This window comes from Roseibium sediminicola, assembly GCF_023156505.1.
In the GTDB taxonomy this organism is placed as follows: domain Bacteria; phylum Pseudomonadota; class Alphaproteobacteria; order Rhizobiales; family Stappiaceae; genus Roseibium; species Roseibium sediminicola.
This window is the reverse complement of the sequence record NZ_JALNMJ010000002.1, coordinates 404,242-426,250: the sequence shown is the minus strand read 5'-3', so window position 1 is coordinate 426,250 and position 22,009 is coordinate 404,242. Positions and strand designations below refer to the sequence as shown.

Below are 22,009 nucleotides of genomic sequence, written 5' to 3'. Positions count from 1 at the left end.
AGAAACCCGGCCAAGTGCCGGGTTTTTCGTTAGTCCAGTACCTTGCCGAGGCGGCCCGCGAGATCCTGAATGAACTGATACGCCACGCGGCCGGAACGGCTGCCGCGGGTTGTCGCCCATTCCAGTGCCTGCGAGCGCAGCTCTTCCTCGGCAAGGTCCAGGCTGAAATGGGCCGCATAACCGCGCACCATGTCCAGATAGTCGTCCTGGCTGCATTTGTGAAAGCCGAGCCAGAGACCGAACCGGTCGGACAGTGAAACCTTCTCTTCCACCGCCTCGGCCGGATTGATCGCCGTCGAGCGTTCGTTCTCGATCATGTCGCGGGGAAGCAGGTGGCGCCGGTTGGAGGTCGCGTAGAAGATGACGTTCTCCGGCCGGCCTTCGATACCGCCTTCCAGCACGGCCTTCAGGGATTTGTAGGACGTGTCGTCATTGTCGAAGCTCAGATCGTCGCAGAAAACGATGAAGCGGTAAGGGGCAGGGCGGATGGCTGCCATCAGTTTCGGCAGGGATTCAATGTCTTCCCGGTGGATCTCGATCAGCTTGACGTCGGAAGAACCGGATTCCTGATTGACGGCCGCGTGCGCGGCCTTGACCAGCGACGATTTGCCCATGCCACGCGCGCCCCACAAAAGAGCATTGTTGGCCGGCAGGCCCCCGGCGAAGCGCCTGGTGTTGTCGAGCAGCAGATCGCGCACATGGGCAACCGCGCAAAGCAGCGTGATATCGACGCGGTTCACCTTGGCGACCGGGTGGAGTTCGCCGGGTTCGGGCACCCAGACAAAAGCGTCGGCTGCCTGCCAATCGGCCGGCTTCGGCGCCGCGGGCACCGCTCTGCCGATCAGTTCGATCAGGGAATCGAGTTTTGCGGCCAGGATGGAGATATCGTTTTCAGCACTCATTCTTCTTGCAAGCCCTGTCAAAAAGGCCCATGTCAGGCCCTGAGATTGTTGGAGGCAGGAGTAACACGGGGGATGAACGGCGAAAACGCCAGTTATTCCCATACCGGTACGCCGGAAACTGCTTGCAAAGCTTGAAATGAGGCGCGCCGCCGTTATAGTCCGCGCGACCAGAACGAGAGCGTTTTTCCCGGTGACCGAATTGTGGTGAGCCGGAGGACGAAAACGCCCCCTTAGGAGTAGTAAATGTTCATCACCCCAGCCTATGCGCAGGCAGCCGGTCCGGCCGGGACCTCCGGTTTCCTGATTCAGATCCTGCCGTTCGTGGCCATCTTTGCGATCATGTATTTCCTGATCATCCGGCCGCAGCGCCAGCGGATGAAGGCCCATCAGGAACTGATTTCCAACTTGCGCCGCGGCGACACCATCGTGACCACCGGCGGCCTGATCGGCAAGGTCTCCAAGGTCGTCGACGATGGCGAGATCCAGGTGGAACTGGGCGAAGGCGTGAAAGTGCGTGTTGTCCGCTCCATGGTGTCGGAAGTGCGCTCCAAGACCGAACCGGCCAAGGACAACGGCTGATACATCGCGCCGTTCAGATGATTTTACCGGGCCGGTATCCTATCGGCCTGGCCGCTTTTAAGGCTTGACCATGCTCTATTTCGCCCGCTGGAAGATCGCGCTGATCCTGATTGTGGTTGTCGCAGGCATCGTGACGACCCTGCCGAACTTCTTTACCGCCAAACAGCTTCAAAGCTGGCCGGACTTTCTGCCCAAAAGCCAGATGGTGCTGGGGCTCGATCTGAGGGGCGGGGCCTACCTGCTCTATGAGATCGACAAGAAAGACTATGTCCAGAAGCGCATGAAGCAGCTGGAAGGCGAAATCCGGACGGCCCTCAGGGAAGATCCGCGGATTGGCTACACCGGCCTCGGCGTTCAGGGCGAAAGCGCCCAGGTGCGTATCCGCGATCTGACCCGTCTGGACGAAGCCAGGGAAAGACTGCAGCCGCTGGTCAATCCGTTGGTGACCAACCTGTTCGGCGGACAGCCGGTCAACGAATTCGAGATCACCTCGACCGACGACGGCCTGTTCCGGTTCAGCTATACCGAGCAGGGTCTTCAGGACCGCATGACGAACATCGTGCAGCAGTCCATCGAGGTCATCCGCCGCCGCGTTGACGAACTCGGAACGACCGAACCGAGCATTCAGCGCCAGGGTTCCGACCGGATCCTGGTGGAAGCACCGGGCGAGGACGATCCGGAGCGTCTGAAGGACGTTATCGGAACGACCGCGCAACTGACCTTCCACATGGTCGATACGTCCATGTCCGGCGAACAGGCAATGCAGAACCGTCCGCCTCCGGGAACCGTTGTTCTGATGTCAGTCGACGACCCGCCCTTTCCCTATCTGCTGGAAGAAGCGCCGTTGCTTGGCGGTGACGATCTGGTTGACGCACAGGTCTCCTTCGACCAACGCTCCAACGAGCCGGTCGTGAACTTCCGCTTCAACCAGTCGGGTGCGCGCAAGTTCGCGCTGATCACCCAGCAGAACGTCAACCGGCCCTTTGCCATCGTGCTCGACGACGAAGTGATTTCAGCGCCCGTGATCCGCGAGCCGATCACCGGTGGCTCCGGCCAGATTTCCGGTAACTTCACCGTCGACAGCGCCAACGATCTGGCGGTTCTGCTGCGTGCCGGTGCTCTTCCCGCGAAGCTGACCGTAATCGAGGAACGCTCTATCGGTCCGGGCCTTGGTGCCGATTCCATCGAATCCGGTAAACTGGCGTCGATCATCGGCGGCGTCGCCGTGATCGTGTTCATGATCCTGGCCTATGGCCGTTTCGGCGTGATTGCGGATCTGGCGCTGCTGGCGAACATTTTCCTGATCTTTGGCGCGCTGACCTTCCTGCAGGCAACGCTGACACTGCCAGGCATTGCCGGCATCGTGCTCACCATCGGTATGGCGGTGGATGCCAACGTGCTGATCTTCGAGCGCATACGCGAAGAGGCCAGGGCCGGGAGATCGGCGATTTCGGCGGTCGATGCGGGTTACAGCCGCGCGCTTGGCACCATCCTGGACGCCAACATCACCACACTGATCGCCGCCGTGATCCTGTTCCAGCTTGGCTCCGGCCCGGTGCGCGGTTTCGCTGTTACGCTTGCAATCGGGATTTTCACGACCGTGTTCTCGGCATTCACCTTCAGCCGGTTGCTGGTGGCTCTTTGGATCCGCCGCCGCCGTCCGTCCCAATTGCCGATCTGATCCGGGAGACAATGACATGTTGCTGAGACTCGTTCCGGACAACACCAAAATCAAATTCATGTGGCTGCGGACAGTCAGTTTTCCGCTGTCCATCCTGCTGGTGATCGCCTCCCTGGCCGGTTTCTTCCTTGTCGGAATGAACTATGGCATCGACTTCAAGGGCGGCACCATCATCGAGATCAAGACCGATGGACCGGCGGATGTTGCCGCGATCCGTTCCGATCTGTCCGAGCTCAATCTGGGTGACATTCAGGTTCAGGAATTCGGCGCCTCGGATGACATCCTGATCCGTATCGAGGAACAGCCGGGCGGCGAACTGGCGCAGCAATCGGTTGTCAGCCGCGTGCGCACCATCTTCGAAGGCCAGAATGTCGACTTCCGCCGGGTGGAAGTGGTCGGCCCGCGCGTCTCCGGCGAGCTGGCTCAGGCCGGCGCGATTGCCGTCGTGGCATCGTTGCTGGCGATCCTGTTCTATATCTGGTTCCGCTTCGAATGGCAGTTTGCGCTCGGCGCGATCCTGACCACGGCCAATGACGTTGTCATCACCATCGGTCTGTTCGTGTTGCTGCAGCTCGACTTCTCGCTGTCGAGCATCGCGGCCGTCCTGACGATCATCGGTTATTCGCTCAACGATACCGTGGTGGTCTATGACCGGATCCGTGAGAATTTGCGCAAATACAAGAAGAAGCCGCTTCAGGACATTCTTGATCTGTCAATCAACGAGACCTTGTCGCGCACGACCATGACGTCTGTCACCACGCTGCTGGCGCTGTTCGCGCTTTATGCTTTCGGCGGTGAGGTGATCCAGTCGTTCACGCTGGCCATGATCTTCGGCATTGTCATCGGCACCTATTCGTCGATCTTTCTGGCCGCGCCGTTCCTGATCCTGTTCAACTTGCGGCCTGATGCGCTGACCAAGAAGGACGGCGACGGCAAGAAGGATCCCGAAGCCAAGGCATCGGCATAAGACCGGCGGTGATGGAAATCCGTGACGCGCATTTTCCGGGCCGGGCACCGCTGGATGCCTACGGCAATGGCGGTTTCCGGTTCGCGAACATGTCCCACCGCGGCTCGCTCCTCTGTGTGCCGAGCGGCATTTACGGTTGGGACTTGAACGTGGCTGCTGAGTTTTCCGAAGAGGCCTTTCAGAAGGTGTTCGAGGAACGGGCGGATATTGAGGTGCTTCTGATCGGCACCGGCAAGGATCTGGTGCCGTTGCCCGCATCGCTGAAGGAAAAGTTCCGCGAAGCCGGCATAATCGCCGATCCGATGTCGACCGGGGCTGCGGTGCGCACCTATAACGTGCTTCTTTCCGAGGACCGGGCCGTCGCTACAGCACTCCTGGCGGTGGACTGAGCCCCCCAATGGGCCATATGAGCGGCTATGACCACTGATTTCGACCATGCGGCCGATGTCGCGCGCCAGTACGACAAGGACCGTTACCTCAGCGCATTGCTGGCGCCGGAGGAACACCGGCCCGCGCTGATGACGCTTTATGCGTTCAGCGCGGAGATTGCCCGGATCCGGGAACTGGTGTCCGAACCGCTGCCAGGGGAGGTGCGTCTGCAATGGTGGCGGGATCTGCTGGAGGGAACCGAACACGGCGCGGTCGCCTCCAATCCGGTTGCCAACGCTCTGCTCCAGACCATCGACAGGTATCGGCTCCCAAGGCAAAGCCTTGTTGCGATGACCGAAGCGCGGGTCTTCGATCTCTACAACGATCAAATGCCCAGACTGAACGACCTGGAAGGTTATGCGGGGGAAACCGTTTCCGGCGTAATCCAGCTTGCCAGCCTCATTCTGAACGGCGGCGAGGATCCGGGCACGGCGACGGCGGCCGGTCACGCCGGTGTCGCCTACGCTCTGACCGGTCTGATGCGCGCCTTGCCCTGGCACGCCTCCCGGCGGCAGATCTATCTGCCGAAAGATGTCTGCGTCCGGCACAATCTCGATCCGGAAAGTCTTTTCAAGGGCGACACCACACCAGAGCTGAAGGCCGTACTGGCCGAAATGCGGGGGCATGTGCGCCATCATCTCGGCCGGGTGCGCCAAGTTGCAGCTGATGTGCCGGCCGCTTGCGACGCGGCTTTTCTGCCGCTCATCCTGGTTGAGCCGTTCCTGAAGAAACTGGAAGCACCGGGTTTCGATCCGCTGAAACAGACGGCCGAGATTTCTCAGCTGCGCCGGCAATGGCTGTTGTGGCGGGCTTCCGGCAAGGTTTTCCGGAAGCTCTGATCGGCTTGATCGGTCTGCGAGGGGAAGGCCGCGTTATTCCGCGGCCTGTTTCTTGAATCCGAGCGAAGCCTGCCAGATGGCGAAATCGTCCTTGGCCCGCCGGGTCATGGCAAGTTTCTTGGCGCGTGCCTTGTCCTTGCCTTTCAGGCGCTTGCCGTCTTCGTCCTTGTTGGGGGCCTCGACCGGCGGGAACAATCCGAAATTGACATTCATCGGCTGGAACGAACTTGGCTTGCCGGCACCGTCGTCGCGCGAGATATGCCCGCCGGTGATGTGGCCGAGTAGGGCGCCCATGGCGGTGGTTTCCGGCGGCGGTACGATCTCCTGTCTGCGGGATTCCAGTACCTGGAACAGGCCCGCGAGACAGCCGACGCTGGCCGATTCCACATAGCCTTCGCAGCCGGTGATCTGGCCGGCAAATCTGAGCCGCGGATCGGCTTTCAGGCGCAGGCTGCCGTCCAGAACCTTCGGCGAATTCAGGAAGGTGTTGCGATGCAAGCCGCCGAGACGGGCGAACTGAGCGTCTTCCAGGCCCGGGATCATGCGGAAGATGTCCGCCTGGGCGCCGTATTTCAGTTTCGTCTGGAAACCGACCATGTTGTAGAGCGTGCCAAGCGCGTTGTCCTGGCGAAGTTGCACGACGGCATAGGCCTTGACGTCCGGATTGTGCGCGTTGGTCAGGCCCATCGGCTTCATCGGGCCGTGACGCAGTGTTTCCCGGCCGCGCGCCGCCATCACCTCGATGGGCAGGCAACCGTCGAAATAGGGCGTGCCTTCCCATTCCTTGAAGTCCGCGGTGTCGCCAGCCAGCAGCGCATCGATGAAAGCCTCATACTGGTCCCGGTCCATCGGGCAGTTGAGATAGTCCTTCCCGGTGCCGCCGGGACCGACCTTGTCGTAGCGCGACTGAAACCAGGCTTTGCTGAGATCGACGCTGTCGAAATGCACGATCGGCGCGATGGCATCAAAGAAGGCAAGGGCATCTTCACCGCTCTTTTCCAGAACGGCCGCGGACAGCGCCGGCGAGGTCAGCGGACCGGTGGCGATGATGACCTTGTCCCAGTCCTCCGGCGGCAGACCGGCGATTTCCTGCCGGTCAATGGAAATGCGGGGATGGTCTTCCAGTGCCTTGGTGACGGCGGCGGAAAACCCCTCGCGGTCCACGGCCAGGGCGCTGCCGGCTGGCACCTGATTGGCGTCGGCCGCGGCCATGATCAACGAACCAAGCTGACGCAGTTCGTGGTGGATCAGACCGACGGCGTTCTGCTCCGAATCGTCGGACCGGAAGGAGTTCGAACAGACAAGCTCCGCCAATCCGTCTGTCTGGTGGGCGTCGGTCTTCCGGAGAGGCCGCATTTCATGCAGGACAACGTCCAGACCGGATTGAGCGATTTGCCATGCGGCTTCGGAACCGGCCAGGCCGCCGCCGATGATATGAATGGAGGTCATTTTTAGATCCTGGGGCAAGTCGGCGTGTCCGGTTGGAGAAAGTTTCCCCGGGAAAGGCCAGTCCACTGATTGTTGACCTGATACCGTCTAACGATCGGTTTCGCAACAAACGCCATCCAATCCATTTCAGACAAAATGCGGATATTTCCCGATGGTTCTTAGATATGTGGTAATCGATAGCTCAATCATGGGTTGATGTGCTAACTGGGAATTCTCGCTCATTGAGACAATTGGGAGGGACTAGATGGGGATGGGAGTAGTTGTCGGTGTTCTGGCCGACCTTTTGGAAAATGACGAGGAAGGGGCTGATTGGGTCAGACGAGATTTCGAAGCCGTCAATATGGCGTTGAAAATGTCGGGAAACCAGGCTCACCGGGAGCCTGAAAAATGCGATGTCTGGTATGCGGACGCTTTTGGTTACAACGAATTGCAAGCCCTGAGGGAAGTTGCCGGTCTGGTTTGGAAGGGCGTTGCCATTCCAAGAGACAAGCTCATCACAGGTTATGAGGAAACACCCGCAGCCGACGCATTATTTGATGCCGCAAGCGTTCTTCTGGGAACGAATGGGCAGGCGGTCGATCCGGAGAGCGCTGAAAAATTGAGGGCGATCCCTTTTTTGCACCTCATGATGCACTCAGATTCCGAGGGCTTCTATGTGCCAGTGGATTTTTCGTTTCCTATTGTACCGGCCGAAATTGATGAGGAAACTGCCAGTATTTGGCCTCTCGGGTCGGTTCGTCGTCTAAGATGTGAAATCGATCAGCTGATTGAATGCCTTGAAATACCCGAATCTATGGATTGGCAATCGGACGCGCTGGAAGAGCTTCTGGAGTCCGACACTGCACCGAGGGACGGTGCTCTCTGGGAAAGCCAACCCATCGCCGCCCATGCAGCGCTTGTCCTAAGGGAGGCCTGCGAAAACGCTTCGGCGTTGGGGGCAGCCATCTCATACGAATAAAAAAAAGCGCCTGCCGGTGGGAGGAGGTTCCGGCAAGCGCTTTTTGAATTCTGCGCCTGAAGGCGCAGAGGATGCGATCCATTGGCTGGGAGGAGGATGCCTCGGGATCGCGAAACTGACTTATTTCGCGGACTGACGCGCGTAATGCGCGATGTCGGCGCGGGCAATGCCCAGGTCGTTCAGTTCGCGGTTGGACAGGTTGGACAGCTCGTCATAGGTCTGACGGAAGCGTTTCCAGTTGTTGAATTTGCGAACAACGGTATCGATCATGGTTTAGGCCTTTCGCTTTATCTCATGGCCATGGCACCGCGGATCGGCGTCTGGCCCGTTCGTCTTTGATGATTGGAAGATAGGGAATTTGTGCGCTGCGAGGTAGAGGGCAAATCGCGAAGCAGCTATGCATTTTTTGCAGATTAATAAGGGGTTAAAAGGGTTGAAATGTCACAATCGCCCACGCCTGGTGCATGGCTGACCTGAAATCCATCTCGCATATGCGAAGGGGTGAGCTCGCCCGCTGGCGCGTTTGGGCGCGTAGGTAGGGGGGCGAATGACCGGGGAGAATTGAATTTGACCGGGTGGCCGGGAAACCAGCGCTCAACAGAGACCGCTCGTGATGACTTCCAGGGCGATGACCTATTTGGAAAAGAGCCGGTCGAAAAGCTCTTGGGACCGTCTGAGGCCTTCGTCGGTGAGCCATACCGACTTGGTCTTGCCAACCGGGTCGCCGATATAGCCCTTCTCATGCAACCGGGTCAGTACGTCCCAGTCGTAGCCTTTCCAGGCTCTTTAGCCTTCATGCAGGGTCAGGGAGAGCAGTGCCAGAACATCGTCGTCAGTCTTGTCGGAATCAATTGCCATTGACGGTCTCCAGTCGCAGAGGAATGCGTCCGCAGAATGGAGACAGTTTGGGATGTGCCGTTCAAATGGAAAATCAAACGCCGGACAAACGAACGCCCGCCAGTGGGAGGAGGTACTGGCGGGCGTCGTTTCGACGTGACAGGGCTGGGAGGAGGATGCCCTGCGTGTCACACGCCCGTCGGCTGGGAGGAGGATGCCTAGGGACGCGATTCTATATGTGTCAGCCGTTGTGACGGCGGGCGACAAACTTGATGTCGCCGCGGCTGATGCCGAGGTCAGCGAGTTCGCGCGAAGAAAGGCGGGACAGTTCGTCGACCGCACGGCGATAGCTCACCCAGTTGTTGTAGCGTTGGCGCACTGAATCAAACATTTTGTTTTTCCTTATTTACCGAAACGCTGCCGCGTCCCGCGCCGTTGTTGAATCCTATATATTTCACCGCTCAAATTAAAAGAAGTGCCATCTCTGCATGTCTGACATGCGTGTGGTGCAATGCAGCAAAAAATTTTGAGCCGCACGAAAGTGGTTCGGAAAAGGCTTATAAAAACAAACGGCAGAGCCAGTGTGCGATGCACACAAAGCTCTGCCGTTAGGGAAAGTTGGGTCTGTCTTGTCCTATTCCGCGGCGTCCGGAGTGCGTTGCGGCCGGCGCTGCAGCAGCTCCTGCAGGAACTGACCTGTATAGCTCTCCGGGACCTCTGCGACGTCTTCCGGACGGCCCTGGGCGACCACCGTGCCGCCACCGTCGCCACCTTCCGGCCCGAGATCGACGATCCAGTCCGCGGTCTTGATGACTTCCAAATTGTGCTCGATCACCAGAACGGTGTTGCCCTGGTCAACCAGCTCATGCAGCACGTCGAGCAATTTGGCGACATCGTGGAAGTGAAGACCGGTGGTCGGCTCATCCAGAATATAGAGTGTACGGCCGGTCGAGCGCTTGGAGAGTTCCTTGGCGAGTTTGACCCGCTGTGCCTCACCGCCCGAGAGCGTGGTCGCCTGCTGGCCGACCTTGATGTAACCGAGCCCGACCCGGGCCAGGGTTTCCATCTTGTCGCGCACGGCCGGGACTGCTGAGAAAAACTCCGCGGCTTCTTCCACGGTCATGTCGAGCACGTCGGCGATGGACTTGCCCTTGAACTCGACTTCCAGCGTCTCGCGATTGTAGCGCTTGCCCTTGCAGACGTCGCAAGTGACATAGACATCGGGCAGGAAGTGCATCTCGATCTTGATGACACCGTCGCCCTGGCAGGCTTCGCAGCGGCCACCCTTGACATTGAACGAGAACCGGCCCGGCTGATAGCCGCGCGCCTTGGCTTCCGGCATGCCGGCAAACCATTCCCGGATGGGCGTGAAGGCGCCGGTATAGGTGGCCGGGTTGGAACGCGGCGTGCGGCCGATCGGCGACTGATCGATGTCGATCACCTTGTCGAGCACTTCCAGGCCTTCGATACGGTCATGCGGCGCCGGATTGTCGCGGGCCCCGTTCAGCCGGCGTGCGGCGGCCTTGTAAAGCGTGTCGATCAGAAAGGTCGACTTGCCGCCGCCGGAGACGCCGGTGACACAGGTGAAGGTGCTCAGCGGCACATCGACATCGATATCCTTCAGATTGTTGCCGCGCGCGCCCCGAACCGAAATCTGGCGCTTCTTGTTGATCTTGCGGCGGCCATCCGCGCGCGCGATCATCATGGCTCCGGAGAGATACTGGCCGGTAAGAGAGGCCGGATTGGCCATGATCTCGGCCGGCGTGCCCTTGGCAACGACCTCACCGCCGTGAACACCGGCGCCCGGGCCGACATCGACCACGTAATCCGCCGTCAGGACGGCGTCCTCGTCGTGCTCGACGACGATCACCGTGTTGCCGAGGTCGCGCAGATGTTTCAGCGTTTCCAGGAGCCTGGCATTGTCGCGCTGATGCAGGCCGATGGAGGGTTCGTCCAGCACATAAAGCACGCCGGTCAGGCCGGAGCCGATCTGAGAGGCCAGCCGGATGCGCTGGCTTTCGCCGCCCGACAGTGTGCCGGAAGCACGAGACAGGGTCAGATATTCCAGGCCGACATCATTGAGGAATTTTAGCCGTTCGCGGATTTCCTTCAGGATGCGGCCGGCAATTTCGCTCTGTTTGTCGTTCAGCTGAGCCGGCAGCGCCTCGAACCACGCGCTGGCCTGCCGGATCGAAAACTCGGTCACCTGGCCGATGTGATGCTTGGCGATCTTGACGGCAAGAGCTTCGGGTTTCAGTCGGAAGCCGCTGCAGGCCGGGCAGGCGTGGTCGGACTGGAACCGTGCCAGTTCCTCGCGCACCCAGGTGGATTCGGTCTCGCGCCAGCGCCGCTCGATATTTCCGATGACACCTTCGAAGGTCTTTTCGGTCCGGTAGGAGCGCACGCCGTCGTCATAGACGAATTCGATCGCGGTCTTGCCGGTGCCGTGCAGGATCGCGTCCTGGACCTCCGAAGGCAAATCCTTCCACGGCGTTGCCATGGAGACGTCGAAATGGCTGCACAGCGCTTCCAGCGTCTGGGCGTAATAGGGCGAGGTCGACCCCGTCTTTGCCCAGGGCAGCACTGCGCCTTCGCGCAAGGACAGCGAATGGTCGGGCACGACCAGGTCTTCCTCGAAGGCGAGCGTGGTACCGAGACCGTCACAGGTCGGGCAGGCGCCGAACGGGTTGTTGAAAGAGAACAGCCGCGGTTCGATTTCGGCAATGGTGAAGCCGGAGACGGGGCAGGCGAATTTCTCCGAAAAGATCAGACGTTCCGGGTCGCCGTTTTCGTCTTTCTTGTCGGCGAATTCGGCAATCGCGATGCCGTCGGCGAGCTTGAGCGCTGTTTCCAGGGAATCGGCTAGCCGGCCCGCGATATCATCGCGCACGACCAGACGGTCCACGACCACATCGATGTCATGCTTGAATTTCTTGTCGAGGGCAGGGGCGTCCGCGATTTCATAGAACGTGCCGTCGATCTTGACCCGCTGGAAGCCCTTCTTCATCAGCTCGGCCAGTTCCTTGCGGTACTCGCCCTTGCGGCCGCGCACCATCGGTGCCAGCAGGTAGAGCCGCGCGCCGTCCTCAAGGCCCAGCACCCGGTCGACCATCTGGCTGACGGTCTGGCTTTCGATCGGCAGGCCGGTGGCCGGGGAATAGGGAATGCCGACACGCGCGAACAGAAGGCGCATGTAGTCGTAGATCTCGGTAACCGTGCCGACGGTCGAGCGGGGATTGCGAGAGGTGGTCTTCTGTTCGATGGAAATGGCCGGCGACAGGCCGTCGATCTGGTCGACATCCGGCTTCTGCATCATCTCCAGGAACTGGCGCGCATAGGCCGACAGGCTTTCCACGTAGCGGCGCTGGCCCTCGGCATAGATCGTGTCGAAGGCGAGGGACGACTTGCCGGAGCCGGACAGGCCGGTCATCACAATCAGGCTGTTGCGCGGCAGGTCGAGATCGACGCCTTTCAGATTGTGTTCGCGCGCGCCTCGGATGCTGAGCATCCTTGTGGGGTCATCTTTCCAGGATTCATCCGGCTTCGCGCCCTTGGATGTCGTCATTACTGGTCTTCCTGATCCGGTGCGCGGTCGGGCGGCCCTGGGCGGCGCGGCGCTGCACAGATTGTCTGATGCGGTTTGTCCGTTTGCCCCGATATAGCAGTTTGGCGCGCGGCTTCCAGTGCGGCATTTCTTGACACCTCCAGAATCCTTTGCGGGGCCCGCCAAACGATTGAATCGGTTTTACAGAAATGATAAGAACAAAACAAGTACACGCAAGCAGGTTGCGTCAGTAAGAAGCGCCGATCATGTGCCGGGAAAGGCAGTCAGGCTTGATCCTGGGTCCTGACACTGGAAATTGCCGCTGCGGAACAAAAGCGGAGCAAATTGTAACGGGCTGCAATCTGGGGTGGAATAGGCCCTTGGCGAGGGCGTTTTGGGCCGAGCAATCGGGCAGTGCTGGGCTGCTGCCTTGTGGAAAATGGGTGCAGAGCCCGGAAAAGACGGGCGCAGCTGTTGGCGGACCGTTAGGGTTCTGGTTTCTAGCAGCGCGGATAAGCGGCAAGGCGTTTCGACAACCCGGATCAACCGGGCAGGGCCGCATGCGAACAACAGGAGTGCAGTATGGCGGGCAGCGTCAACAAAGTCATTTTGGTCGGCAATCTGGGAGCCGATCCGGAAATCCGCCGGACACAGGACGGCCGGCCGATCGCCAATCTGCGGATCGCAACCTCTGAATCCTGGCGGGACCGCAACACGGGCGAGCGCCGCGAAAAGACCGAATGGCACCGTGTGGTGATTTTCAATGAGGGTCTGTGCAAGGTGGCCGAAAGCTATCTGCGTAAGGGCTCCAAGGTTTATCTTGAGGGTCAGTTGCAGACCCGCAAATGGCAGGACCAGTCCGGCCAGGAACGCTATTCCACCGAAGTGGTGCTGCAGGGCTTCAATTCCAACCTGACCATGCTCGACGGTCGCGGCGAGGGCGCCGGATCCGGCGGTGGTCTTCCGGATTATGGCAATGACAGCCAGGGCGGTGGCAGCTTTGGTGGTGGCGGCGGCTCGGGCGGAAGCTTCGGCGGCGGTGGCGGCGGTTACGGTGGCGGCTCAAGCAGCGGCGGCGGTGGCTTCGGCGGCCCGTCCGGCGGTGGCGGCAGCGGCCCGATGGACGATGAGATTCCGTTCTAAGCACAACGCCAAAAAGTTATGCCAAATATGCGGGCGGCTGGTTTCAATCAGGCCGCCCGTTTTCATGTTTTTAGGCTGTTTTTAGCCGCCGATGGTCGGATCATAGGGTGTGCGCGGGTCGTCGACGCCGTCGTAATACTCCCGCGCCGTGCCCAGGCCGCAATGATAGACGGCTTCCTCGGCGCTGGTATCGCCGCCCGAGATCGGCGCCCCATTGTAATGCGCCAGCTCATGAATCAACGTTGCCAGCACCATCCAGCGTCCCATGTTGAAGGCACGGTCGCCGACCGCAATTTCGCCCGTGGGAACATGGATCTCACCGTGGAGAGGAGAGATGGTTGGACCGTAATTCACCCAGATGCTGCTGTCGCCGATCAGGCTGGAAAGGCTGCGCCCCCTGGGCAGGGTGCGGAAATAGGCGTTACAGGACGGGTTGCCGCTGACCATCTTGAACAGCTTGTTACGCGCCCATTTCAGCTGCGCATATTGGGAGGAATTGAATTTTTTGTATTTCCAAACCGGTGAGGAATGGTCACCGACATTGAATTGAAACGGCATTTCGAACTCCGGCAGGCCTTCACATTCTTGTGAGTTTCAGCTTACCGGACCTGGTCCCGGGAGAAGTGATCCTCGTCACGGTGAGGCGGATTGTCATTCCTGACGAGGCTTTTGCGCGGTGTTGCAGTCACCGATTTTCCTTCTAACGCGCGTTCCTGCAATTCAGGGTGGAATTAAACCTTGGACCGTTCCCGAAAGATGTGCGGACGCGGCATTAACGTCACACCGAAGTGAATTCAAAACCTGTGCAAGACAGTTTGCCTTAACCGACTGATGAGGCCTGTTATAGTATTAACCGGTTGCAAGCAGGAAGCTGGCGTGGTTTCAGACATGAATGCGTCTGGGAAATTGCGCGGCCGGCACTGGCTTGACACATTGTCCGGCTAACCGGGCGCAGCTTTCCTGGCAGGGAACGATTCTGACCGGTCATTCTGGGCACCTTGACCGGTACTGGCACATTAACACATTTCGGGTTGAGACAATGCGAGTAAATGACGTCAAACACCGCGGACGGAACCGGGGTCACGTGCTGACCAAACGGACTGGGTCGTTCCTCGGGAAATCGCTCAAGGCCGGCTTGATGGCTTCGGTGATTGCAACCGGCTTCAGTGCCGTGACGGTTGATCAGGCCAGCGCCCAGAATTTCTTGCAGCGTCTGTTCAATCCCGAGCAGCAGCGCCGTGACCAGGAACGCCTGCGCCAGGAAGAGCTGCGGCAGCAGGCTAGCAAGGTCAAGGTGTCCGCACCGCGCTATCTGAACTATTCGCCGGATTCCTGGAAACGGGTTTCCCTCGAAGAGTTGTCGGAAAAGAAAACCGCCGAGGTTCAGCCCGGCGCGGCCCTAGAAAGCGCGGACACTGATGTGCCTGCCACGCAGGCAGATACGGCGCCGGAAACGCCCGTCGTTCTGACCGCCTTTGACGAAGCCCGCCCGGCGCTCAAGGGCATGTCCCTGACCGTGCTGCCCGAAGTTGGCGAGGCCCTGATTGCCTTTTACCGTGAACATCCGGACTTTCTCTGGCTGGACGACGGCAAGGCAACGGTGAAGGCCGCGCAGTTGCGCCGTGAGCTGGCCAATGCGGCTGTCTATGCGCTGAACCCGGACGACTATTTCGTTGTCCTGCCGGCCACAGCCGGTCTGGAAGGGGCAGAGCGCGATGCGGCCCTGATGCGTTTTGAGATGGAACTCAGCGCAGCCGCGCTTACCTACGTTCTTGACGCCAAGCGGGGCCGGGTCGATCCGAACCGCATTTCTCAATACCACGACCTGCCGCGCCACGAAGTGGATCTCGTTGCTGCGCTGGAGGAGCTCAACGGCAGCGACGATGCCGCCGCCGAGTTGGCCGCCCAACAGCCGCAGAACGACCATTTCAAGAAGCTGAGCGCCGAACTGGCACGTCTCAAGGCCGAAGACCAAGAGGCTGACCAGGTCGTCATTGCGCCGGGGACCTTCCTGAAGCCCGGCAAATCCAGCCCCGAGATGAAGAACGTCGTCGCGGCGGTCGCCAAGAACGGCTCCGAGGAACTGAAATCGGCTCATGCGGAAACGCTCGAAGCCTACGACGATGGCGAAATCTACACGCCGGAGCTGGTGGCCCTGGTCAAGGCGTTCCAGAAGGAAGCCAAGCTGACGCCGGACGGGATTGTCGGCAAGAACACCATCAACGCCATGGTCGGTGAGACCAATGCTGCAAAGATCGCCAAGGTCGAACTGGCGATGGAGCGCAGCCGCTGGCTTCCCGAGGTGCTCGGTGAGCGCAAGGTCTTTATCAACCAGGCCGCCTTCACCGCGACCTATTTCGCACCGGATGAAGTGCCGCTGCAAATGCGCGTCGTGGTCGGCAAGAAGTCGAACCAGACCAATTTCTTCTACGACAAGATCGAGATTGTTGAATACAATCCCTACTGGGGTGTGCCCTATTCGATCATCGTCAACGAGATGCTGCCGAAACTTGCCAACGATCCGAGCTATCTGGATCGGGCAGGCTATGAGGTGTCAACCGCCGGTGGCCGGAAGGTCTCTTCCGCCTCCGTCAACTGGTACGCGGTTGCCTCCAAGCAGCAGACCATCAATGTGCGTCAATATCCGGGCCAGTCGAACGCGCTTGGCGAAGTCAAGATTCTGTTCCCGAACAAGCACCACATCTACATGCACGACACACCGGCGAAGAATCTCTTCAAGAAGGACATGCGCGCCTTCAGCCACGGCTGTATCCGTCTGCATGACCCGAAAGCCATGGCCGCCGCGGTGCTCGGCAAGTCGAAAGACTATGTGACCTCGCGCATCGCACAGGGGCAGAACGAGCAGGAACAAGTGTCCGGTGACATTCCGGTCTATGTCTCCTATTTCACCGCCTGGCCGGATCTGGATGGGACGGTGGCGTTCTATTCCGACGTTTATGACCGCGACCGGTACCTGCTGCAGGCGCTGGAAAAAACCGAAGCGGTACGGGCCAAGGCCAGGACGTCCTGACAAGGTTGAGCGGAAACGCCGGCCAGTCTTGAAACCCGTTTTCCCGGGCGTCGCACAGCGACACCCGGGATCGGGCAAGGGGCTGATGACTGGGCAGAGCCAGACATTGGCTCCGGCTCGCATTCGCTCGTGCCTTCAAGTCTCGACAATGGGACAAGTTCCACAATCGAAGCTCTGAATCTCATTGGGCGATGGCACTCAATGCTGAAAAATTCACTTCTGTCGACGTTCTGGTTTGCGTTTGACCCTTCGGACTGGGAAGCGATTCCTTCTGATTGTCGCTTGGGGATTGGCGTCACGGCTGAAGATATAGATGATGCGATGCGGATCTTGAAATGCGGGCCGTTTCGGAGCAGGCCGATGCCGGAACCTGCTGAAATCCGGAAGAACATACAGATACCAGACCTGGATCAAGGTCATGTCGTCCCGAATATGAAACCCACAATCTTCCGGGGCATATGGTTTCCGGCTACCTATTTCCAGGACCAGCCCTTTGGATGACGGGTTTTGCCGTCAGTTGGTGTCCCCCTCCGACCATCCTTCCGCACCCACCAGCGGCACATAGGCGACGCCGCCGAAGTCCTCTGTTTTGAACTCTTGTTCCGAGACCCGGCGCACCCGGACAAGGTCCTGCAAGCGCTTGGATGTGCCGACCGGGATCACCAGGCGACCCCCTACCTTCAGTTGCTGTTTGAGAGAGGCGGGAACGGCCGGTGCTCCGGCGGCAACGGCGATGGCATCAAACGGGGCCTTGTCCGGACATCCCAAAGTGCCGTCCGCGCACAGGACTTCCACGTTTCCGTAGCCGGCGGCTTCAAGATTGCTCCGTGCCAGATCTGTAAGCTCCGGCAACCGCTCTATACTGACGACCCTGGCGGCGAGTTCGGCGAGAACCGCAGCTGCATAACCGGAACCTGCGCCGATGTCGAGGACGTTGTCTTCTGGCTTGATCTCAAGCAATTCGCACGTCAGTGCAACGACATAGGGCTGGGAGATGGTCTGGCCGGAGCCGATCGGCAGCGGGCCGTCCCAATAGGCGTTGTGTCTGTGGTTCTCCGGCACAAAGAGATGGCGCGGCACCTTTGCCATGGCGGCCAGAACGCGGTCGTCATGGATACCGCGCCGGCGCAATTGGATCTCGACCATTGCTTCGCGCTCGGCGGCAAACGGGTCCATGGCTACTCTCCCCGCCGATACACATTTACCGTGCATTTGACCGGCTGTCTCAAGATTCTATTAAACCTAAAACCGCATAGTGTTGGAACCAAGAGACCAGAGTATAGCGTTAAGGTCCAAAGAGTGCCCCGAGCAGCCACCCGTCAAAGAAAACAGTCCTTTCTTCGCCGCCTGATCACGCCCGTCATCGCCATTGCGGCGCTTGGCTATTTCGGCTTTCATGCGATGAGCGGCGAACTGGGCATGGTCGGGCGTGCCATGATTGAGCGACAGGTCTCCGAACTGGAAGCCGAACTTGGTGAACTCACAGCCGAGCGTCAGGAGCTCGTCGCAAAGGTCAGCCTGCTCCGTCCGGAGAGCCTCGATCCGGACATGCTGGACGAGAGAGCCCGGCTCAATCTCAATCTGGTGCATCCGGATGAGCTGGTCGTGCTGCGTCCCGGACACCGTTACAGCATGAACTGAATTTCGGTTTATTCTTTCTACTTAACAAAAATCCAGTTAAAATCTAAATTCACGTTTCCCTGCAGGAACTTGTTGTTCTTTCGCAGTGCGAGATTGATGGATTGGATTGACAGCGGCAACAGGATAAGTTGCTCCTACCTGTCTTAGGGGAAACGTCACGCCGAGAAGAGGGTTATGGCCACAGCATCAAAGACCACTTCCGCGAGCTCTAAGAGCTCAAGCCGGACCCGCAGCACCGCCAAAAAGGCGAAGCCTGCGATCGCCGAGTTCGACAAGGACCAGGAACTCCACGCCTATCGTGAAATGCTTCTGATCCGCCGATTTGAGGAAAAAGCCGGGCAATTGTACGGCATGGGCCTCATCGGCGGTTTTTGTCATTTGTATATCGGGCAGGAAGCTGTCGTCGTCGGTATGCAGATGGCCAAAAAGGACGGCGATCAGATGATCACCGGCTATCGCGATCACGGCCACATGCTGGCCATGGATCTCGATCCGAAAGGCGTCATGGCCGAGCTGACCGGCCGCCGCGGCGGCCTGTCGAAAGGCAAGGGCGGCTCCATGCATATGTTCTCCAAGGAAAAGCACTTCTATGGCGGCCACGGCATCGTCGGCGCCCAGGTGTCCCTTGGAACCGGCCTCGGCTTCGCCAACAAGTACCGTGAGAACGGCAATGTCGCTATGGCCTTCTTCGGCGATGGCGCGTCCAACCAGGGCCAGGTCTACGAGAGCTTCAACATGGCCGAACTTTGGAAGTTGCCGGTCGTCTATGTTGTCGAGAACAACAAGTACGGCATGGGCACCAGCGTCGCCCGAGCCTCCGCCACGACGGACCTGTCGCAGCGCGGTGCCTCCTTCAACATTCCGGGCAAGCAGGTCGACGGCATGGATGTGCGCGCTGTCATGGCCGCTTCCGCGGAAGCGCTGCAATGGTGCCGGGATGGCAAGGGGCCCTATATCCTTGAAATGAGCACCTACCGCTATCGTGGTCATTCCATGTCCGATCCGGCGAAATACCGCTCCAAGGACGAAGTGCAGAAGATGCGCACCGAACACGACCCGATCGAGCAAGTCCGCGTGCGGCTTCTGGAAAAGAATTGGGCAACGGAAGACGACCTGAAGGCCATCGACAAGGATGTGCGCGCCAGGGTCGCCGAAGCTGCCGAATTCGCTCAGACCGATCCGGAGCCGGATGCGTCCGAACTCTACACCGACATTCTGCTCTAACGCCGGGGATAATTATGCCGATCGACATTTTGATGCCGGCGCTTTCGCCGACAATGGAAGAAGGCAAGCTCGCCAAGTGGCTGAAAGCCGAGGGCGACGCCGTCACCGCTGGCGACGTGATCGCCGAGATTGAAACCGACAAGGCCACCATGGAAGTGGAAGCGGTCGACGAAGGCACGCTTGGAAAGATCCTGGTTGCCGAAGGCACCGACAACGTCAAGGTCAACGAGAAGATCGCTATTCTTCTGGCCGATGGCGAGGATGCCAGCGCGCTTGACGCGGCAGCTTCTGCACCGGCGGCAGCCGCCGCTCCGGCCGCGGCCGAAGCGCCGAGCGCACCTGCAGCACCGGTTGCATCCGCACCGACACCGCAGGCTCCTGCCATCGACACGCCTGAGGACCCGGAAGTTCCGGAAGGCACGGCGATGAAATCCTCCACCGTGCGCGAAGCTCTTCGCGACGCCATGGCCGAGGAAATGCGCCGCGACCCTGACGTCTTCATCATGGGTGAGGAGGTTGCCGAGTATCAGGGCGCTTACAAGATCACGCAGGGCCTGCTCGACGAGTTCTCCGCGAAGCGCGTCATCGACACGCCGATCACCGAGCACGGCTTTGCCGGCATGGGTGTCGGTGCGGCCATGGCCGGTCTGAAGCCGATCGTCGAGTTCATGACCTTCAACTTCGCCATGCAGGCGATCGACCAGATCATCAACTCCGCCGCCAAGACGCTCTACATGTCCGGTGGTCAGATGGGTGCGCCGATCGTGTTCCGCGGCCCGAACGGCGCGGCTGCCCGCGTCGGTGCCCAGCACTCCCAGGACTATGCGTCCTGGTATGCGCATGTGCCGGGTCTGAAAGTGGTTCAGCCTTATTCGGCTGCGGACGCGAAAGGTCTTCTGAAGGCCGCAATCCGCGATCCGAATCCGGTGATCTTCCTGGAAAACGAAATCCTTTACGGGCACTCCTTCGATATCCCGGACATGGACGATTTTGTGCTGCCGATCGGCAAGGCCAAGATCGAGCGCGGCGGCACCGATGTGACGCTTGTCTCCTGGGGCATCGGCATGACCTACACGCTGAAAGCCGCCGAGGAACTGGCCGGTATGGGCATTTCGGCCGAGGTGATCAACCTGCGCACGATCCGTCCGCTGGACATCGACACCGTGCTGGCTTCGGTCCGCAAGACGGGCCGCATCGTGACCATCGAAGAAGCCTTCCCGATGTGCTCGGTCTCTTCGGAAATCGCCTACCAGGTTCAGGAAAAGGCCTTCGATTATCTCGACGCACCGATCCTGCGCGTGACCGGCAAGGACGTTCCGATGCCCTATGCCGCGAACCTTGAAAAGCTGGCTCTGCCGAATGTCGGCGAAGTCATCGACGCGGTCAAAGCCGTCACCTACACAGCCTGAGGCGAGGGACACGGACATGCCAATCAATATCACCATGCCGGCCCTTTCTCCGACGATGGAGGAGGGCAACCTGGCCAAGTGGCTGGTCAAGGAAGGCGATCAGGTTTCCGCCGGTGACGTCATCGCGGAAATCGAAACCGACAAGGCGACCATGGAAGTGGAAGCCGTCGACGAGGGCAAGGTCGGCAAGATCGTCGTGGCGGCCGGCACCGAAGGCGTCAAGGTCAATGCGCTGATCGCCGTCCTCCTGGAAGACGGCGAAGATGCCAGCGCCATCGACACCTCCGGCGGCGGAGCTGCCCCGGCACCGTCCGGCGGCGACGCCGCTCCGGCCGTGCCGGACAGCTCGTCGGCGATCGAGGTCGGCGCCAGGGCGGCAACCGATCCGGTGCCGGCGCCGAAGGCGGCCGATGGCGGCCGCATTTTTTCCTCTCCTCTCGCGCGTCGTCTGGCGCAGCTCAACGGTCTTGACCTGAAAGCGCTGAAAGGCTCCGGCCCGCACGGCCGGATCGTCAAGCGTGACATCGAGGCGGCTCTGGAAGCCGGCACCGGCAAGGCAGCTCCGGCCGCTGCCGAGGCTCCGAAGGCAGCAGCAGCTGCTGCTCCGGTTGCAGGTCCGTCCGCGGATCAGGTGCTGAAGCTGTTCGACAAGGACAGCTACGAGCTCGTGCCGCATGACGGCATGCGCAAAACCATCGCCAAGCGCCTGACGGAATCCAAGCAGACCATTCCGCATTTCTATGTCTCCGTGGATGTGGAGCTGGATGCCCTGCTGGCACTCCGCGCCCAGCTCAACGATGCGGCCGCCAAGGACAAGGACGGCAAGCCGGCCTACAAGCTGTCGGTCAATGACATGACCATCAAGGCTCTGGCCCTGGCGCTGCGTGATGTACCGGATGCCAACGTCTCCTGGACCGACGACAATATGGTCATGCACAAGCATGCCGATGTCGGTGTCGCGGTGTCCATTCCGGGCGGGCTGATCACGCCGATCATCCGCAGCGCGGAAGAAAAGCCTTTGTCGGTGATTTCCAACCAGATGAAGGATCTCGGCAAGCGTGCCAAGGAGCGGAAGCTGAAGCCCGAGGAGTACCAGGGCGGCACCACGGCGGTGTCCAACATGGGCATGATGGGCGTGAAGAACTTCTCCGCGGTCGTCAACCCGCCGCACGCGACCATCCTGGCCGTCGGCGCCGGCGAGAAGCGCCCGGTGGTCAAGGACGGCGAATTGGCTGTGGCCACCGTCATGTCCGTGACGCTGTCCACCGACCATCGCTGCGTGGACGGAGCGCTCGGCGCGGAGCTTCTGGCCGCCTTCAAGGGCTACATCGAAAATCCGATGAGCATGCTGGTCTGATCCAGGCTCTCCGGCGCGG

General features: G+C 60.0%; 19 protein-coding genes and 1 pseudogene. 12 read left to right on the top strand and 8 right to left on the bottom strand.

The features are described from left to right. Positions 1–29: 29 nt before the first annotated feature. Complete coding sequence (locus M0H32_RS04960) at positions 30–902, bottom strand: ATP-binding protein (RefSeq protein ID WP_248151478.1); 873 nt, start codon at positions 900–902, stop codon at positions 30–32. A 243-nt stretch (positions 903–1,145) separates the two neighbouring features. Here M0H32_RS04960 and yajC point away from each other — a divergent pair, with 243 nt between their 5' ends. From yajC to M0H32_RS04935, 5 genes are all read left to right on the top strand, one after another. Beyond that, entirely contained in the window at positions 1,146–1,481 is a 336-nt protein-coding gene (gene yajC / locus M0H32_RS04955; protein WP_248151475.1) for a preprotein translocase subunit YajC, read from the top strand. A 70-nt stretch (positions 1,482–1,551) separates the two neighbouring features. Further along, on the top strand, positions 1,552–3,162 hold the full coding sequence (secD, locus tag M0H32_RS04950; protein WP_248151468.1) for a protein translocase subunit SecD: 1,611 nt from the start codon (positions 1,552–1,554) through the stop codon (positions 3,160–3,162). A gap of 16 nt (positions 3,163–3,178) precedes the next feature. After that, positions 3,179–4,129 carry a protein translocase subunit SecF gene (gene secF / locus M0H32_RS04945; protein ID WP_248151465.1) on the top strand — a complete coding sequence of 317 codons (951 nt, stop codon included), beginning with the start codon at positions 3,179–3,181 and terminating at the stop codon, positions 4,127–4,129. Between the two features lie 11 nt (positions 4,130–4,140). Beyond that, on the top strand, positions 4,141–4,518 hold the full coding sequence (locus tag M0H32_RS04940) for an Mth938-like domain-containing protein (RefSeq protein ID WP_248151461.1): 378 nt from the start codon (positions 4,141–4,143) through the stop codon (positions 4,516–4,518). 27 nt (positions 4,519–4,545) lie between these two features. Further along, on the top strand, positions 4,546–5,397 hold the full coding sequence (locus M0H32_RS04935; protein ID WP_248151459.1) for a phytoene/squalene synthase family protein: 852 nt from the start codon (positions 4,546–4,548) through the stop codon (positions 5,395–5,397). 33 nt (positions 5,398–5,430) lie between these two features. On the opposite strand, the gene trmFO is transcribed toward M0H32_RS04935, so the two are convergent. Next, the gene (trmFO, locus tag M0H32_RS04930) at positions 5,431–6,846 is read right to left on the bottom strand and encodes a methylenetetrahydrofolate--tRNA-(uracil(54)-C(5))-methyltransferase (FADH(2)-oxidizing) TrmFO (RefSeq protein WP_248151456.1); all 1,416 of its coding nucleotides are present in this window, start codon (positions 6,844–6,846) and stop codon (positions 5,431–5,433) included. A 244-nt stretch (positions 6,847–7,090) separates the two neighbouring features. Between trmFO and M0H32_RS04925 the strand changes: the two genes are divergently transcribed. Beyond that, positions 7,091–7,804: a hypothetical protein gene (locus tag M0H32_RS04925; protein WP_248151451.1), complete on the top strand. Its 714-nt coding sequence runs from the start codon at positions 7,091–7,093 to the stop codon at positions 7,802–7,804. Between the two features lie 120 nt (positions 7,805–7,924). Here M0H32_RS04925 and M0H32_RS04920 read toward each other — a convergent pair whose 3' ends face one another. The 4 genes and pseudogenes from M0H32_RS04920 to uvrA form a co-directional block, all read right to left on the bottom strand. Continuing rightward, positions 7,925–8,074, bottom strand: coding sequence for a DUF1127 domain-containing protein (locus M0H32_RS04920; protein ID WP_248151450.1), 150 nt, complete (start codon positions 8,072–8,074; stop codon positions 7,925–7,927). A gap of 363 nt (positions 8,075–8,437) precedes the next feature. After that, a pseudogene (locus M0H32_RS04915) lies at positions 8,438–8,662 on the bottom strand (DUF6429 family protein). A gap of 220 nt (positions 8,663–8,882) precedes the next feature. Next, the gene (locus tag M0H32_RS04910) at positions 8,883–9,032 is read right to left on the bottom strand and encodes a DUF1127 domain-containing protein (RefSeq protein WP_248151447.1); all 150 of its coding nucleotides are present in this window, start codon (positions 9,030–9,032) and stop codon (positions 8,883–8,885) included. Between the two features lie 243 nt (positions 9,033–9,275). After that, positions 9,276–12,206 carry an excinuclease ABC subunit UvrA gene (uvrA, locus tag M0H32_RS04905; RefSeq protein ID WP_425607293.1) on the bottom strand — a complete coding sequence of 977 codons (2,931 nt, stop codon included), beginning with the start codon at positions 12,204–12,206 and terminating at the stop codon, positions 9,276–9,278. Positions 12,207–12,767: 561 nt separating this feature from the next. Here uvrA and M0H32_RS04900 point away from each other — a divergent pair. Then, positions 12,768–13,328: a single-stranded DNA-binding protein gene (locus M0H32_RS04900; RefSeq protein WP_248151445.1), complete on the top strand. Its 561-nt coding sequence runs from the start codon at positions 12,768–12,770 to the stop codon at positions 13,326–13,328. A gap of 81 nt (positions 13,329–13,409) precedes the next feature. On the opposite strand, the gene M0H32_RS04895 is transcribed toward M0H32_RS04900, so the two are convergent. Continuing rightward, entirely contained in the window at positions 13,410–13,886 is a 477-nt protein-coding gene (locus tag M0H32_RS04895; RefSeq protein ID WP_248151442.1) for a hypothetical protein, read from the bottom strand. Positions 13,887–14,466: 580 nt separating this feature from the next. On the opposite strand from M0H32_RS04895, the gene M0H32_RS04890 reads away from it, so the two are divergent. Continuing rightward, the gene (locus M0H32_RS04890; RefSeq protein WP_248151438.1) at positions 14,467–16,359 is read left to right on the top strand and encodes a L,D-transpeptidase family protein; all 1,893 of its coding nucleotides are present in this window, start codon (positions 14,467–14,469) and stop codon (positions 16,357–16,359) included. Between the two features lie 513 nt (positions 16,360–16,872). Here the strand turns inward: M0H32_RS04890 and M0H32_RS04885 are convergent. Next, a complete protein-coding gene (locus M0H32_RS04885; RefSeq protein ID WP_248151432.1) occupies positions 16,873–17,535 on the bottom strand; it encodes a protein-L-isoaspartate(D-aspartate) O-methyltransferase in 663 nt (220 codons plus the stop codon). A 123-nt stretch (positions 17,536–17,658) separates the two neighbouring features. On the opposite strand from M0H32_RS04885, the gene M0H32_RS04880 reads away from it, so the two are divergent. From M0H32_RS04880 to M0H32_RS04865, 4 genes are all read left to right on the top strand, one after another. After that, complete coding sequence (locus M0H32_RS04880; RefSeq protein ID WP_248151429.1) at positions 17,659–18,000, top strand: FtsB family cell division protein; 342 nt, start codon at positions 17,659–17,661, stop codon at positions 17,998–18,000. Between the two features lie 174 nt (positions 18,001–18,174). Continuing rightward, a complete protein-coding gene (gene pdhA, locus M0H32_RS04875; protein ID WP_248151426.1) occupies positions 18,175–19,224 on the top strand; it encodes a pyruvate dehydrogenase (acetyl-transferring) E1 component subunit alpha in 1,050 nt (349 codons plus the stop codon). Between the two features lie 14 nt (positions 19,225–19,238). Beyond that, positions 19,239–20,633, top strand: coding sequence for a pyruvate dehydrogenase complex E1 component subunit beta (locus tag M0H32_RS04870; RefSeq protein WP_248151422.1), 1,395 nt, complete (start codon positions 19,239–19,241; stop codon positions 20,631–20,633). Next, positions 20,551–21,990 (top strand): pyruvate dehydrogenase complex dihydrolipoamide acetyltransferase, encoded by a 1,440-nt coding sequence (locus M0H32_RS04865; RefSeq protein ID WP_425607292.1) that lies wholly within the window; start codon positions 20,551–20,553, stop codon positions 21,988–21,990. The genes M0H32_RS04870 and M0H32_RS04865 overlap by 83 nt, the downstream gene beginning before the upstream one ends. Positions 21,991–22,009: the final 19 nt, after the last annotated feature.

Bases quoted from the DNA above. Each gene is read 5' to 3' on its own strand.
- secF (WP_248151465.1), top strand. From the start codon at position 3,179: ATGTTGCTGAGACTCGTTCCGGACAACACCAAAATCAAATTCATGTGG.
- M0H32_RS04910 (WP_248151447.1), bottom strand. From the start codon at position 9,032: ATGTTTGATTCAGTGCGCCAACGCTACAACAACTGGGTGAGCTATCGC.
- M0H32_RS04895 (WP_248151442.1), bottom strand. From the start codon at position 13,886: ATGCCGTTTCAATTCAATGTCGGTGACCATTCCTCACCGGTTTGGAAA.
- pdhA (WP_248151426.1), top strand. From the start codon at position 18,175: ATGGCCACAGCATCAAAGACCACTTCCGCGAGCTCTAAGAGCTCAAGC.
- yajC (WP_248151475.1), top strand. From the start codon at position 1,146: ATGTTCATCACCCCAGCCTATGCGCAGGCAGCCGGTCCGGCCGGGACC.
- M0H32_RS04925 (WP_248151451.1), top strand. From the start codon at position 7,091: ATGGGGATGGGAGTAGTTGTCGGTGTTCTGGCCGACCTTTTGGAAAAT.
- M0H32_RS04865 (WP_425607292.1), top strand. From the start codon at position 20,551: ATGCCGCGAACCTTGAAAAGCTGGCTCTGCCGAATGTCGGCGAAGTCA.
- M0H32_RS04935 (WP_248151459.1), top strand. From the start codon at position 4,546: ATGACCACTGATTTCGACCATGCGGCCGATGTCGCGCGCCAGTACGAC.
- M0H32_RS04890 (WP_248151438.1), top strand. From the start codon at position 14,467: ATGGCTTCGGTGATTGCAACCGGCTTCAGTGCCGTGACGGTTGATCAG.
- M0H32_RS04960 (WP_248151478.1), bottom strand. From the start codon at position 902: ATGAGTGCTGAAAACGATATCTCCATCCTGGCCGCAAAACTCGATTCC.
- M0H32_RS04885 (WP_248151432.1), bottom strand. From the start codon at position 17,535: ATGGACCCGTTTGCCGCCGAGCGCGAAGCAATGGTCGAGATCCAATTG.
- M0H32_RS04920 (WP_248151450.1), bottom strand. From the start codon at position 8,074: ATGATCGATACCGTTGTTCGCAAATTCAACAACTGGAAACGCTTCCGT.
- secD (WP_248151468.1), top strand. From the start codon at position 1,552: ATGCTCTATTTCGCCCGCTGGAAGATCGCGCTGATCCTGATTGTGGTT.
- uvrA (WP_425607293.1), bottom strand. From the start codon at position 12,206: ATGACGACATCCAAGGGCGCGAAGCCGGATGAATCCTGGAAAGATGAC.
- M0H32_RS04900 (WP_248151445.1), top strand. From the start codon at position 12,768: ATGGCGGGCAGCGTCAACAAAGTCATTTTGGTCGGCAATCTGGGAGCC.
- M0H32_RS04940 (WP_248151461.1), top strand. From the start codon at position 4,141: ATGGAAATCCGTGACGCGCATTTTCCGGGCCGGGCACCGCTGGATGCC.
- M0H32_RS04870 (WP_248151422.1), top strand. From the start codon at position 19,239: ATGCCGATCGACATTTTGATGCCGGCGCTTTCGCCGACAATGGAAGAA.
- trmFO (WP_248151456.1), bottom strand. From the start codon at position 6,846: ATGACCTCCATTCATATCATCGGCGGCGGCCTGGCCGGTTCCGAAGCC.